Origin of the sequence: Cryobacterium sp. Y11, assembly GCF_002929535.1 — a bacterium.
Classification (GTDB): Bacteria; Actinomycetota; Actinomycetes; order Actinomycetales; family Microbacteriaceae; genus Cryobacterium.
In genome coordinates, this window is the sequence record NZ_PJJO01000060.1 from 300,674 (window position 1) to 315,279 (window position 14,606).

Here is a 14,606-nt window from a genome sequence, read left to right on the forward strand (position 1 = left end):
TTTAACCGCACGCGCGCGCCCCCAAAATCGAGTGCAGCCGCATCGGCGACAAACCCGTTGTTCGGGCGTACCCCGCCTCGCCTCCGCGCTGTCCGCGCTGGCCTTCCCCGCTGTCCCTCCCCCCTCCGCCTTGTCCACTCCCAGCCCGGGCCCGGACGGCGGGCCCACGATAGACCATGGGCCCGCGATCCGAAGGTGGGCTCGGCTACGGCGGATCAGCTTCAGCTTCAGCTTCCGCTCCGGGCAGGGCCACTTCTTCGCCCGACCGGTGCCGCCCGGTCACTGCAGTGGCGGTGCCGCCGTGTTCGAGTCGAGGACGTAGGCAAAGGCGGTGATCGTGCCGGTCACTGTGCCAGCGGCTGCGCCGTCGGCGGTCGACACCGTGGAGAGGGCGTTGATCAGTAGGAGCCGCCGGCCGTGCTGAATGCCCGAGACGAAATCAAGCACACGGTCGTATGGACCGGTGGCGGTGATACTGAGCGGGATGGCAATGAAATTCGCCGAAGTGAGGCGGGGGTCCGCCCCCGCGACTGGAACAACGCCGGCAGTCGCAGCCTCGGTGGCGGCATTGGCAGCGTTGCTCGGCGCCGGACTTGGCGTTGCCCCCGAGGTGGGCGCCGGGGTCGGCGCCCCGGCTGCGGGCGCGGTTACAACGAGCAGCGCCGGGTCGTATGCCTGCGCGTCATTTTGTGTGAACCCAGTGATCACGACCTGGCTGCTCGCTGCGATCGAATTGAGTTCGTCAATCAGCGCTGGAATCTCGCCGGAGCTGGGAACGGCCAGCTGGATTGCGGCCAGTTCGTCAGTGAGCTCGTCGATTTTCTCGAACTGCTTCTTCAAGGCAATCACCTGTAGCTCATAAGCGGAATTTTGCGCCAGCGTGGTGTCGCGATCGGCCTGAGCGAGCCGAACCTCGCTCAGCTTGGGCGAAATCCCCAAGAGCCACCCGAGCCCAACCACCGCGCCAATCACCAGCAAGATACCGATCACCCAAAGCCTGTTCTTGTCCACGATCACTCCCCCTCCGCAGCGGCGAAACGCCCCGAAAACGCGCCCTGATTGACGTGCAACACGAAGTCAACGGTGTACACCCCGGCTTCCGTTCGGGTGATCGCGACCGGCTGGGAATCCGCATAGCCCGGCAGTGTCGACATGCGCTCCAGCCACGCCGGCACGCTCGTGGCATCGGGGCTCGTGAACAGTATCCTGATCGTGGCCACCCGGGGGTTCAGCAGAGGAGACGTCGCCTGCTCGTACGGAACGAGGGGCGATGCTGAGTCGAGCGAGAGCGTGTCAACGGTCACTGTGCTCGGCACGAGTGCTAAAACCTGGGCCAGGTAGGCCTTCCAATCAATTTCAGTGGATGCGCCAAATTGCCGCGCAACCAGAGTGGTGTCCAGAGCGGCCTGCACCTTTTTGACCTCGGAATACTGGGATTGGCTAGTGAGCAGTTCCGTGGTGCGTTCCTGCGCAGCAGCCAGTTCGGCTTGGCTCTGCATGGCGTACCAGGTGGACGTACCGACCCCCGCCCCGACGAGTACCAGCACTGCCACCAGCATGCCGCCGAGGCGTCGCCGGGTGGCCTTCACCTTCTTGAGCGTACGAACTTCGGGCGGAAGGAGGTCCATGCGAGGTTCCGCCCCGAGAACGAGTTCATCCGTCGACTTCTTGCCGGTCATGCTGTGCTCCCCAGTGCGAGGCCGAGTGCCACGGTGTAAGCACCGTTCGTGAGCTGCAGGGCCGCTGCATCTATGCCTCTGGCGACGGAAACCGACGCGAAGGGATCCGCCACAAGGATCGGCAGTCGAGTCAGAGCACCGAGCGCCTCCGCGAATCCATCCAGCTGAGAGCCACCTCCCGAGAGCACGATTCCGGTCACCGGGATGTGCGGCCTCGTGTTCGAAAAATAGCTGACGGTATTGCGGAGACTGCCCAGCAGTTCGCTCGTGGCTTCGCTGATGATGGTCGCCTCGACGGCGTGGTTCGTCGTGGATAACGCTGCAAGTCCGTGCTCGCGTTTCACCGACTCCGCCGTAGGCGTATCGACGGACAAGCCCAGCACCAGTGCCTGGGTGAGGTCTCCCCCGCCCGCGGGGATGAGTCGCACAAACTGCGGAACTCCGGCGAGCGTGATCACAATGCTCGTGGTTGCTTGGCCGACATCGATGAGGGCAACCGCACCGTCGAATGTTGTGCCTCGACACACGGCTCGGCTGACCGCGAATGGAATGAGGTCGACCTCGACTGCGGTCAGGCCAGCAAGTTGCACGGCGGCGATATTGCCCTGCACCGCTTCCTTCACCGCAACGATCAATAGGCCGTTGATCTCGGATCCATTCTCACCCTCAACCTCGTTGATCGGGTAGAAATCGAGCAGGGCCTCTGCCGCGGGTACGGGCAGCATGTCTGCTACGAGAAAGGGCAGGGTTTCGCGGATGCGTTTCATGTTCATTTTGGGTACAGCGAGGTCCCGCGCGAGTGCGCGATGGTTACCGATTCCGAGCACCACCTTCTTGCTCGTGAAACCGCCAGCCGACCACAGGGTCTTCAGCGCGGCCGCTACGGTATTTGGCTCGGCCACCTCCCCGCGATTCACCGCTCCCGCTGGCAGCGCAATCTGGTGATAACGCATGAGCTCGGGACGGGGGGAGCCGGCGTCGCGCAGCTCCACCCCGCGCAGGCTGGACGTGCCGATGTCGATCCCGACGACGCGGTTAGTCATAGCTGCGCTCCTGTGTATTCAACTGCCGTGTTCATTAGTCGGTCACTTCCCGGTTCGACACGACCGATCCCGGTTGCGGACTCGTGATCCTGGGTGTCACGCTGCCGGTGTCGAGGTCCACACCCGGCAGGCCGATCGGCACGAAGGTGAAGATGGGGTTGTTCTTGGCCGAGCTGTAGTTTCCCGCGATCATCTGCCCGCGCCAAGTGAAGCCGTTGACCCCCGCGAAGGCGCACGGCGTGTAGACCAGCGCCTCGATCGGGCTGTTGATCGTGAAACCGTTCTTCACGGAGAAGTCGCCCTGGGTCGGTGCCGAACAGGTGGGTTGGGCGTCGGACAGCTGGTCGGGTGTGATGAACCAGAGCTTGTGCACGGCACCCGTCGACGACGAGAACTGCAGCGAGTTGACCCCGGAGAAATTGAACGTGTTCGCGAAAATCACCACATCACTCGTGAGCTTGACGGTGGTGTTGTTGGCCGCCGTCGGTCCCAGCGCACAGTCGAGCGCGTTGATGATGACCGGCTTGCCCGCACTGGTTCCGCCGAGGGTGCCGTTGGGCAGCGCACAGGCGCCCAGGGTTCTTACCTCGTAGGGTGCGCCGGTGGGATCCTGCCAGGCGGTGGGGGTGTACGCCACCTCTGTCCACGGCGGCACGGCGGGAATGATCGCCGAGTGAGTGTACGTGCCACCAACGCGAGTGCCGGGCGGGTTTGGGCTTACCGAACCGGCCGTCAGGTTGTCGCGGATCTTTCCCGAGCCGAGAGTCGCCGTGCCCGACACCCAGGCACTCCCGTTAACCGTGCAGGTTCCCGTGAACGTCAGGTTGCCCGTCACGAGAACACTCCCATTAATTACGGCGTTGTTCTTCGCGCAATCGAAATTGCCGTTTTTCACCATGAGACCGGCCCCCGGTGATTCCGTCAAATCGAAGCTCGAGTTGGACTCCACGGTGCCACCGCGATACAGGTAGAGCGCAATGCCACTCGGTTCGACTCCGGGCACGAGGTACTTGAGGATCGCTTCCACCTTCGTCGCGTTGCCTGCCGTGGCACCGTTGACGCCCGGAGTCTCGGCCGTTCCGAGCGAAGTAATCCGCACCTCGGTTGCCGTCACGGGCGGACACCCGGCATTCCAGGTGCTGCCCGCGAAGTATTCGACTTTCGCGCTGTACTTTGGAGCCACTGCAGACGCGTAGGTGCCCGGAACGGCTTGTGCTGCGCAGTTGCCGGCGACGTAAAGACCCTGTCGCGCCGCCGCAACGCCGGCATCCGCTGCAGCACCAGATTGGACCCCGGATCGAGTAGACGAACTGACTCCAAAGGCGCCCACAACGGCGGCTGTGATGAGCGAGGCGAAGAGCAAACCAACCGCCATTACACCGAGCACGGAGGCCAATGCTGCCCCGCGCTCCGTGCTGACGCCGCGATTTAAAAACATGTCAGGCTCCCCGATGCTCCGGCCCTACTGGTTGCGGAGCTGGAGATCACCACGGGCGGGTGGTCACCGGCGAGGCTCGTGAAATTCACGGTGAGCTGCTGTCCGCTGGCAGAAAAAATGTTTGTCCCCGACACCGGAGCAATCCCCTCCTGCACGAGCGTCCAACCCTGGAGTTCACTCACAGTGGGGGCGAGAATGGCAACATTTGATTGAGTGAAGTGGATGCTGCCCGTTCCGGCCGCCGAGTAGTACCAGGCAACGCACTGCCACGACAGGGTCGAATCTCGGTTCACGGTGCGGGCGACGAGGAATTGATCGGTGCCCGCCGGGGTACTCAGCGTGAAATCAGTGGAATTGCGCACGTTTGTCTCGATTGAATCCGCCACCACCTGGGCCGATGTGGTCGCCTCCGTCACTGATTGCACGCGCTCGGTTGCTGTTAGGCCGCTGATGAATAGTCCAGCGACAACAGCGACGACGACCATCAGCAGACTGCTGTAAACGATCAGTTCGATGAGCGTGTAGCCCCGCTCCGAATCGCCGTCCTGGCTGAGGGACATGTTATTTCACCGCCACAAATATTAGGGTCTTGGCTGACGACAGCATGGCCCCGGTATCGGCGCGCACGACCGTGACAGCGATTGGAACCGTTATCGGGTAAGACGACGCGGGCGTCGGACAGGCACCATCGACCGTTCTAGCCACCCGAAGAGTCACCCCACGCGGATCGGCCACGGAGAATGTGGCCGCGGTGAGGCCGGTGCAGGTGGTTTGGGCGCGTGCGTTCTCCATCTCCTTGTTCACAAGTTGCGTCGCCGTCGCGAGCATCCCGTTGGCCGCTGACTGAGTGACTCCCTGCACGAGGAAGGGCAACAGTGCCACGGCCAGCAAGCCGAGCAGAAACATGGAGACGGCAATCTCGATGAGGCCGAAACCCGCTTCCGTTGCCCGGGGAATCTCTCGCCGGCGGTCGTTCATGGGCCCCTCCTTTGGAACGGCGTGTCAGAGATCGGAGAATGAAACGGTGGGGCGTCGCGTTCGCGACGCCCCACCGTTTTCGACGTCGGCCGGGCGAGAGCTCGGCTACGCTCCGGTGGATCCTAGGGGGCGCAGGGACCCGTCGCTACGCCACCGGCATTGGTGATGCTGAAGGTGTTGCTGGCCGCGCTGACCGCCTGGATGCAAAAGTTCGTCGTACCTCTCACAATGGTGACAGTGTCACCGGCGGTCGGCACGAAGCCGTAGGGGCTCAAGGCACCGATCGTTGTCGTTCCGCCCGGAATATCGATCAGCAAGCTCACATAGGCGACCTTGGCGTTGCCCAGATCAGATTTGGCGGCGGAATCCTTGGCCTGGTTCTGCTGGCTCAAAAAGATCGGAATGGCGATTGCGGCCAGGATTCCGATGATGATGACGACCACGAGGAGCTCGATGAGGGTGAACCCGTTGTCGTCTTTATTCAGGGCTGCTCGCTTGCGGGCGAGTGGTCCGGTAACGCTGTGGATCATGAGGGGGTCCTTCTCTGGATGCGGGCAATGACGGCCTTCGCAGGCTTGATTTGAGCTTACGTTCTTAGCACAGAGAAAGGAACGGAATCCATATCCTCAACCCCCACTTCAGGGGATATTCCTATTTGATGTATTCGAAGATCGAAAACATGGGCATGTATAGGGCCACGATCATGCCGCCGATAACAATTCCGATGAACGCGATCATCAGCGGCTCAATCAGGGCCGTCAGCTGTTCGGCGGTTGACTGCACTTCCTGGTCGTAGAAGTCCGCAATCTTGCCGAGCATGGTCTGTAAGGCTCCGGCGTCTTCGCCGACCGCGATCATCTGCACGACCATCGGGGGAAACACCGGTTCTAGAGACAGCGGCCCCGCGATTGACATGCCGTGCCGAACGGACTCCTGCACCTTGCGCAGCGCCGATTCCACCACCCAGTTGCCGGAGGTCTCCCCCACGATGCTCAAGGACTGCAAGATCGGCACGCCGGCGCCGATCATGGTCGAGAAGTTGCGGCTGAAGCGTGCGATCGCGAGCTTGGTCATCAGCGGCCCGAAAACGGGTAACTTGAGCTTGATCGGATCGAGGGCTTTCCGCACGACCTCGGTGTTCTTGTTCTTGCGCCACCACACCGAAAAAACGATTCCCCCCAGGACGAGAAGCGGCAGCAGCCACACCATGACCTGGGAGAGCACGACGAGAATCTGGGTCGGTAAGGGAAGCTGGCCACCAAACCCGGCGAACATCTTCTCAAACACCGGAACGATGAAGGTGAGCATGCCGATAACGGCCACGACCGCCATAATGAGCACGATCGTGGGGTAGGCCATCGCCGACTTGATGGTGTCGCGCAGTTTGCCCTCCGACTCGAAGTTTTCTGCTACCGAGTTGAGGGAGTTCTCCAAAAATCCACCGGTCTCTCCCGCCCTGATCAGGTTGATCATGATGGGCGGGAACACGTTGGCGTGTTTGACCATGGCCCCCGATAGGGAGACGCCGGTTTCTACATCATTACGAACGCTCGTGAGAATCTTCGCGAGCTCTTTGTTCTCGGTCTGCATCGACAAGATGTTCAGCGTGCGCAGCAAAGAGAGCCCGGCGGAGGTCATGGTGGCCAGCTGTCGGCTCATCACGGCAAGGTCCTTCAGCCCCGGGTGCTTAGCGAACCCGGGAATGCTAATCTCTCGACTCAGTCCGGTGCCGAGCGTTACCTCGTCGACGGAGATCGGGGCGAGTCCCATGGTGCGCAGGCGAGTCATGGCCACGCTCTCCGAGGCGGCATCGAGACGCCCCTTCACCACTTTTCCGGCAGCGTTGCGTCCCTTGTAGGCGTAAACGATGGTGGCGGGCATGGTCCTACTGCTTTCTGGGTGAGAACGAGTCGCCGAAATCGATACCTCCGGCTGACATGGTCGTATCTCGAGAACGCATGCCGCCGCCCGAGTGAGCGATCAGCTGCGCGAGACCCTCGATGTCTTGGGCTTTTTCTTCGGCGGACTGGCGGGTGATGCTCCCGGCATGGACCAGGTCGGCCAGGTGCTGGTCCATCGTGTGCATGCCGAGCGCACGTCCCGCCTGCATGGCCGAGGAAATTTGGTAGGTCTTGCCCTCCCGAATGAGGTTGGCGATGGCTGAGGTCGCCACGAGCACCTCCGTGGCCACCACGCGGCCACCACCGACTTTTTTCACGAGGGTCTGGCACACGACGCCCTGCAGGGTGGCGGCGAGCTGGGCCCGCACCTGTCCCTGCTGATAGGGCGGGAAGACGTCGATCACCCGGTCGATGGTCTGCGCGGCATCTTGAGTGTGCAACGTTGCAAACACCAGGTGCCCCGTCTCCGCTGCTGTCAGGGCGACCGACACGGTTTCGAGGTCGCGCAGTTCTCCGATCAAAATCACGTCGGGGTCCTGCCTCAGCACATGCTTCAGTGCCGCGGCGAAGCTGTGCGTGTCATGACCGACTTCGCGCTGGTTCACCAAGGATTTTTGGTGCCGGTGCAGAAACTCGATCGGGTCTTCGACCGTCACGATGTGGTCGGCACGCGTGCGATTGACGAGGTCGATAAGGGCCGCGAGCGTCGTGGACTTGCCAGAACCGGTCGGTCCGGTCACGAGCACGAGTCCGCGCGGCAGCTGAGCGAACTTCGCGACGGACTCTGGCACCCCGAGCTCGGCCAACTGCTTGATCTCCCGCGGAATCAGGCGAAAGGCTCCGCCCACCGAATTGCGCTGCTGGTAGTAGTTCACCCGAAATCTCGCGCCGCTCGCGGTATAGGCGAAGTCGAGTTCAAGCTCCCGTTCGAACTCGTCGCGCTGCGGGGTCGTCAGCAGACTGAAGAGCGCGGAAGTGACCTTGTCCCGTAACCACTTCGTGGAGCCTTCGACCGGGCGCAACCCGCCGTCGACGCGAATGCTCGGCTGCGCCCCCACCGTGATGTGAAGGTCGGATGCGCCCAAATCGAGAACGACCTGCAGTGCGTTCAGGAGATCCGGATCGGGTTGCTGCAATGCTGCGTCGACGGCTGGCGCGGCGGAATCACCGTCGTCAACGAAGACCCCCTCGGTGGACACGATCGGGGCGATCAGGTAGTCCGGTTCAGCCTGGCCAGCGGAGCCAGCGACATCCGTTTGGCCCATGGCAACTGCACCAACGCCTAGAGCCGACACCGGAATTTCATAGATCGGTTTGTTCATGCTGCCTGTCCTTAACGTTCTAAGCCACTACTCGGAGAATCTCTTCAATCGACGTCAGACCCAGCAAAACCTTGGCCCAGCCGTCTTCTCGCAGGGTGATCATGCCCTGGTCTTTCGCCGCCCTCAATATCTCGGCGCTCGATGCGCGGCCCACCGTGAGTCGTTCGATCTCTTCAGACACCGTCATGACCTCGTGAACGGCAATGCGTCCGCGATAGCCGGTGTTCGAGCAACTCGCGCAGCCGACCGGTCGGTAGAGCAGTGGCGCCGGCAGGTCGGGGTCAACCGCGAAGTGCAACAGCACCAGCTCTTGCACCTCGCGGGTGTCTGGCAGCTTGCAGCGGTCACACAACCTGCGCGCGAGCCGCTGGGCGACAACACAATCCAGCGCTGAGCCGACCAGGAACGGTTCGATGCCCATCTCGGTGAGCCGGGTAATGGCGCTCGGCGCGTTGTTCGTGTGCAGCGTCGACAACACGAGGTGGCCGGTGAGCGCCGCCTCGATCGCGATGAGCGCGGTCTCGTGGTCGCGGATCTCACCGATCAAAACGACGTCGGGGTCAGCCCGCAAAATGGAACGCAACGCACTGGCAAAGGTGAGCCCGGCCTTGGGGTTCACCTGCACCTGGTTGATGCCCTCCATCCGGTATTCCACCGGGTCTTCGACGGTGATCACGTTGATCTCGGGTCTGGCGACAGAATTCAAAGTGGTATAGAGCGTGGTGGACTTGCCCGAACCGGTCGGTCCGGTCACCAGGATCATGCCGTAGGGCTTGGAATATGCCGTCTTATAGGCGTTGAAGTTTCCCTCGAGCAAATTGAGGTCGCGCAGGCTCAGCTTGGTGTTGGAGTTGTCGAGAATTCGCATGACGATCTTCTCGCCCCAGACCGTTGGCAGCGTGGCGACCCGCAAATCGATCGTGCGGCCGCCGTGGCTTACGGACATGCGCCCATCCTGCGGTTTGCGGCGCTCCGAGATATCAATATCGCTCATGATCTTGAGCCGGGAGATGACACCGTTCTGGATGCTTTTTGGTGCACGTTGCATCGCGTGCAGCACTCCGTCAATGCGGTACCGCACGCCGAGGCTGTGCTCTGCGGGTTCAATGTGGATGTCCGATGCTCGGTCCTGGATGGCCTGGCTGACGATCAGGTTGACGAAGCGAACAATTGGGGCGTCAGAATCGCGGGAATCCGAGCCACCGATCGCGGCGGATTCCGCTGCCCCCTGCTCTTCTTCAAGAGTGGTCGTTAGATTGGTGAGTTCGTCGTCGGCCCGGTGGTGGCGCGCGATCGCCGCAAGCAGGTCCGCGCGTTCCGCGACGATCTGCTTGACCGGCATCCGTGATGCGTCACGCACATCGTCGAGGGCAAAGACGTTGCCGGGGTCGACCATCGCCAGTAGGAGCCGGCCCTCGGTAATCGCGATTGGCAGCACCTCATGGCGCCGGCACATGGCCGGAGTAACCAGCGCAACCGCCACGCGATCGACAGGGTAGTCGAGAAGCTCAACAAATGGCAGGTTAGCCTGCTGGGCCCTCGCCTTGGCGAACTGGAGTTCGGTGATGACGCCACGCTCGACCAACGCCCGCACCGCGCTCTCATCGGCCGGGTCACCAGCCATAAGCGTGTCGAGTACCTCGATGGGGAGCAGCCCGTGGAGGATCAGAATTTCTGTCAAGGTTGCCACGCGAGCCTCCCCCGAACTGGGCACAATATATCTAGACCCCGAGTATACGTCCCCGCCCCAGTATTTCCCGCTTAACCTCCCGTTCCCCCGCGTCGCATCAATCGACAAATCCGGCGAGTCCGGCGAGTCCGGCGAGTCCGGCGAGTCCGGCGACCCATAATCGTCGAGGGCAATCATCAGTCCGCCCGCGCATAAACGGTCGATCTCCTGGCGTAACCCGATCAATCCGAGCGTTCTCAGTGGTGGCACCAGTGTCGCCCGCAGGGACAGCACAAATATGGGAGGCTGACCCCCGGGCTTCGGTGCGCAACGCCGCCCACCCGAAACACGCAGCCTCCAGGGACGCTGCGCTAATCATTCTGATCACCGCAACCGGCCAATTCTCGGTGGCGCCGAGGACGACGATAACGACCGAGTTAACGATCTCCACGATGGCGACGCCCGCGAATACGACTAATCCAAACCGCCGCACTGTTCGTCGTGCACTCATGCTCATGCTTGCGTCCGCGACGACTCGCTAACACGTTATCTGCCCCGCGCATGCCTTAACGACGGATGGCCCCTGCCGAAGCAGGAGCCATCCGTTCCGAGCTGACGGGTACTAGTTGTACGTGCCCGGAGCCAGGTCGTCCGACGAGAAGCTGTCGAAGTCGACGAAGCTCAGGTCACCCTCTTGGAACGTTGCGTCTTCGGTGAAGATGCGGTTCGGGTAACGCTCAGCCTTGGCCTCCTCCGTTGCCTCGACGGTGACGTCGCGGTAACGAGGAAGGCCGGTGCCGGCCGGGATCAGCTTTCCGATGATGACGTTCTCCTTGAGGCCCATCAGCGGGTCGCTCTTGCCTTCCATGGCCGCCTGGGTCAGAACCCGGGTGGTTTCCTGGAAGGAAGCGGCGCTCAGCCAGGACTCGGTCGCCAGGGATGCCTTGGTGATACCCATGACCTCCTGACGAGCGGATGCCGTCTTCTTACCCTCGGTCAGCGCGGTGCGGTTGAGGTCGTTGTACTTCAACCGGTCAACGAGCTCACCCGGAAGCAAGCCGGTGTCGCCGTGCTCAACAACAGTCACCTTGCGAAGCATCTGACGAACGATGACCTCGATGTGCTTGTCGTGAATCGGAACACCCTGCGAACGGTAGACCTCCTGCACACCGGAGACGAGGTGCTTCTGCACCGCGCGAACACCCTTGACGCGAAGAACTTCCTTCGGGTCGACGGCGCCGATGATGATCTGCTGTCCAAGTTCAACGTGCTGGCCGTCTTCGACGAGCAGGGTTGAACGCTTCAGCACCGGGTAAGCAATTGCTTCGTCACCATTGTCGGGAATCAGGATGACCTTACGGCCCTTATCCGAATCTTCAATGGTGATGCGTCCGGCGGAGTCAACGATGGGCGATGCACCCTTGGGGGTACGTGCTTCGAAGAGCTCCTGAACACGCGGCAGACCCTGGGTGATGTCGTCAGCGGATGCCGACCCACCCGTGTGGAAGGTACGCATGGTCAGCTGGGTGCCGGGCTCACCGATGGACTGTGCGGCGATGATACCGACGGCCTCACCGATGTCGACGAGCTGGCCGGTAGCGAGCGAACGGCCGTAGCAGACCGCACACACACCGACAGCAGACTCGCAGGTCAGCACCGAGCGCACCTTGATGGTTTCGACACCAGCGGCGATGAGCTTGGCGATGAGCACGTCTCCGACGTCGTCTCCGGCGTCGGCGATAACCTCACCGGCCGCGTTGACCGCGGCTGCGGCCAGGCTGCGAGCGTAAACCGCGTTCTCGACGTTGAAGTCGACCAGGAGGCCGCCATCTTCGTCACGCAGAAGCGCACCGGTCGTGGCGTCGGTACCGGCGATAGGCAGTTCAAGACCCTTCGTCGTTCCACAGTCGTCTTCACGAATGATGACATCCTGCGAAACGTCCACCAGACGACGGGTGAGGTACCCGGAGTCAGCGGTACGCAGGGCGGTGTCGGCCAATCCCTTACGAGCACCGTGAGTAGCAATGAAGTACTCAGCGACGGACAGGCCTTCGCGGTAGCTCGAGATGATCGGGCGAGGGATGATCTCACCCTTCGGGTTGTTCACGAGGCCTCGCATGCCGGCGATGTTACGCACCTGCAGCCAGTTACCACGAGCACCAGAGGTGACCATGCGGTTGATGGTGTTGTCGGTCGGGAAGTTATCCTGCATGGCCTGGGCGACGTCTTCCGTCGCACGCGTCCAGATCTGAATGAGCTCCTGGCGACGCTCGAGGTCGGTCGTGAGACCCTTCTCGAACTGCGCCTGAACCTTCGCGGCCTGCTTCTCGTAGCCTGCGACGATCTCCTTCTTGTTCGGAGGCGTCAGGATGTCGCTGAGCGCGACGGTCACACCGGAACGGGTTGCCCAGTAGAAACCGGCATCCTTGATCCGGTCGAGGGTTGCAGCAACCTCCACCTTGACGTACCGCTCCGCGAGGTCGTTGACAATGGTCGACATGGTGACCTTGTTGGCAACGTCTTCGAAGTACGGGTAGTCGGCCGGAAGCGCCTCGTTGAAGATGGCGCGACCGAGGCTCGTGGTGACGAGAACGGTTCCGACGGCCTGACCGTTGACCAGTTCGACACCGTCGGGCTGCGTGCCCTCGGTGAAGTACTTGTCGGTCAAACGGATGCGCACCTTGGCATTCAGATCGAGCGACTTCTGGTCGAACGCGAGAATGGCCTCAGACACGGTCGAGAATGCGCGGCCTTCTCCGACCACACCTTCCTTCATCGTGGTGAGGTGGTGCAGACCGATGATCATGTCCTGGGTGGGCAGGGTCACCGGGCGGCCGTCAGAGGGCTTGAGGATGTTGTTCGAGGCGAGCATCAGGATGCGTGCCTCGGCCTGGGCCTCAACCGAGAGCGGAAGGTGCACAGCCATCTGGTCACCGTCGAAGTCGGCGTTGAACGCCGCGCAGACGAGCGGGTGCAGCTGGATTGCCTTACCTTCAACGAGCTGAGGCTCGAAGGCCTGGATGCCCAGGCGGTGCAGGGTGGGTGCACGGTTGAGCATGACGGGGCGCTCGCGAATGATCTCCTCGAGCACGTCCCAGACCTGCGGACGGCTCCTCTCGACCATCCGCTTGGCGGCCTTGATGTTCTGAGCGTGGCTCAGGTCGATCAGGCGCTTAATTACGAACGGCTTGAACAGCTCGAGTGCCATCTGCTTGGGCAGACCACACTGGTGCAGCTTGAGCTGCGGGCCAACCACGATGACCGAACGGCCGGAGTAGTCAACGCGCTTGCCGAGCAGGTTCTGACGGAAACGACCCTGCTTTCCCTTGAGCATGTCGCTCAGGGACTTGAGCGCACGGTTACCGGTACCGGTGACCGGGCGACCACGGCGACCGTTGTCGAACAGTGCGTCGACGGCCTCCTGCAGCATCCGCTTCTCGTTGTTCACGATGATCTCGGGAGCACCGAGGTCAAGCAGACGACGCAGGCGATTGTTGCGGTTGATCACACGACGGTAGAGGTCGTTCAGGTCGCTGGTCGCAAAGCGGCCACCGTCGAGCTGCACCATGGGGCGCAGTTCCGGCGGAAGCACAGGAACGACGTCGAGCACCATTCCGGCCGGCGAGTTGCCGGTCATGATGAACGCGTTGACCACGCGCAGACGCTTGATGGCGCGGATCTTCTTCTGACCCTTACCTTCGGCAATCTGCAAGTGCAGGTTTTCGCTCTCGGTGACGAGGTCGAAGGCTTCCAGGCGCTTCTTGATGGCTTCGGCGCCCATGAAGGCCTCGAAGTACATGCCGAAACGGTCCTGCAGCTCGTGGAAGACGGAATCTTCCGGCTTCAGGTCGCCGACCTTGAGGGTGCGGAAGTCTTCCCACACGCGCTCGAGGTGAGCAACCTGCTCGTCCAGAGACTTGCGAATCTGGCCCATTTCCTTTTCGGCTGCGTCTTTTGTGCGCTTCTTCTGGTCGCTCTTGGCGCCCTCGGCCTCTAGTGCTGCGAGGTCGGTTTCGAGGCGCTGCAGGCGATCGGCGATGCGCGAGTCGCGGCTTCCCTCAATCGTCTTTAGTTCGAGACGCAGCTCGTTCTCGAGGCCGGGCATGTCCTGGTGGCGACCGTCTTCGTCAACCGTGATGACCATGTATGCGGCGAAGTAGATGACCTTTTCGAGGTCCTTCGGAGCCATGTCCAGCAGGTAGCCGAGACGCGAGGGCACACCCTTGAAGTACCAGATGTGGGTGACCGGGGCAGCGAGCTCGATGTGGCCCATGCGCTCACGGCGCACCGACGACTTCGTGACCTCTACACCACAACGCTCACAGACGATGCCTTTGAAGCGAACACGCTTGTACTTTCCGCATGAGCATTCCCAGTCCCGCGAGGGTCCGAAAATCTGCTCGCCGAACAGGCCGTCTTTTTCCGGCTTGAGCGTGCGGTAGTTGATGGTTTCGGGCTTCTTGACCTCACCGTGCGACCAACGACGAATGTCGTCTGCGGTAGCCAGGCCAATACGAAGCTCGTCAAATGTTGTTACGTCGAGCAATTTCTCTCCTTGGAAAGTTTTCGAAGTTTC

Annotated in this window: 11 protein-coding genes; all 11 read right to left on the reverse strand. The window is 61.9% G+C overall.

The features are described 5' to 3' along the window. Positions 1-279 precede the first annotated feature (279 nt). The 11 genes from CXY75_RS16245 to CXY75_RS16295 all read right to left on the reverse strand — a co-directional run bounded on the left by CXY75_RS16245 (position 280) and on the right by CXY75_RS16295 (position 14,576). Entirely contained in the window at positions 280-1,011 is a 732-nt protein-coding gene (locus CXY75_RS16245) for a hypothetical protein (protein ID WP_146069510.1), read from the reverse strand. A gap of 2 nt (positions 1,012-1,013) precedes the next feature. Beyond that, positions 1,014-1,679, reverse strand: a complete 666-nt coding sequence (locus CXY75_RS16250) for a hypothetical protein (RefSeq protein ID WP_104083825.1) — start codon at positions 1,677-1,679, stop codon at positions 1,014-1,016. Beyond that, positions 1,676-2,722, reverse strand: coding sequence for a type IV pilus assembly protein PilM (gene pilM / locus CXY75_RS16255; RefSeq protein ID WP_104083826.1), 1,047 nt, complete (start codon positions 2,720-2,722; stop codon positions 1,676-1,678). Before pilM ends, CXY75_RS16250 begins: the two co-directional genes overlap by 4 nt. Positions 2,723-2,756: 34 nt before the next feature. Then, the gene (locus tag CXY75_RS16260) at positions 2,757-4,160 is read right to left on the reverse strand and encodes a hypothetical protein (protein WP_146069511.1); all 1,404 of its coding nucleotides are present in this window, start codon (positions 4,158-4,160) and stop codon (positions 2,757-2,759) included. Continuing rightward, on the reverse strand, positions 4,151-4,720 hold the full coding sequence (locus tag CXY75_RS16265) for a prepilin-type N-terminal cleavage/methylation domain-containing protein (protein WP_104083828.1): 570 nt from the start codon (positions 4,718-4,720) through the stop codon (positions 4,151-4,153). Before CXY75_RS16265 ends, CXY75_RS16260 begins: the two co-directional genes overlap by 10 nt. Before the next feature lies 1 nt (position 4,721). Further along, entirely contained in the window at positions 4,722-5,138 is a 417-nt protein-coding gene (locus CXY75_RS16270; protein WP_104083829.1) for a hypothetical protein, read from the reverse strand. A 122-nt stretch (positions 5,139-5,260) separates the two neighbouring features. After that, positions 5,261-5,668: a type IV pilin protein gene (locus CXY75_RS16275; protein ID WP_104083830.1), complete on the reverse strand. Its 408-nt coding sequence runs from the start codon at positions 5,666-5,668 to the stop codon at positions 5,261-5,263. A gap of 121 nt (positions 5,669-5,789) precedes the next feature. Next, on the reverse strand, positions 5,790-7,019 hold the full coding sequence (locus CXY75_RS16280) for a type II secretion system F family protein (protein WP_104083831.1): 1,230 nt from the start codon (positions 7,017-7,019) through the stop codon (positions 5,790-5,792). 4 nt (positions 7,020-7,023) lie between these two features. Beyond that, on the reverse strand, positions 7,024-8,361 hold the full coding sequence (locus CXY75_RS16285; protein ID WP_233201962.1) for a type IV pilus twitching motility protein PilT: 1,338 nt from the start codon (positions 8,359-8,361) through the stop codon (positions 7,024-7,026). Between the two features lie 19 nt (positions 8,362-8,380). After that, the gene (locus tag CXY75_RS16290) at positions 8,381-10,051 is read right to left on the reverse strand and encodes a GspE/PulE family protein (RefSeq protein WP_104083832.1); all 1,671 of its coding nucleotides are present in this window, start codon (positions 10,049-10,051) and stop codon (positions 8,381-8,383) included. A gap of 601 nt (positions 10,052-10,652) precedes the next feature. Next, the gene (locus CXY75_RS16295; RefSeq protein ID WP_104083833.1) at positions 10,653-14,576 is read right to left on the reverse strand and encodes a DNA-directed RNA polymerase subunit beta'; all 3,924 of its coding nucleotides are present in this window, start codon (positions 14,574-14,576) and stop codon (positions 10,653-10,655) included. Between the last annotated feature and the right edge of the window lie 30 nt (positions 14,577-14,606).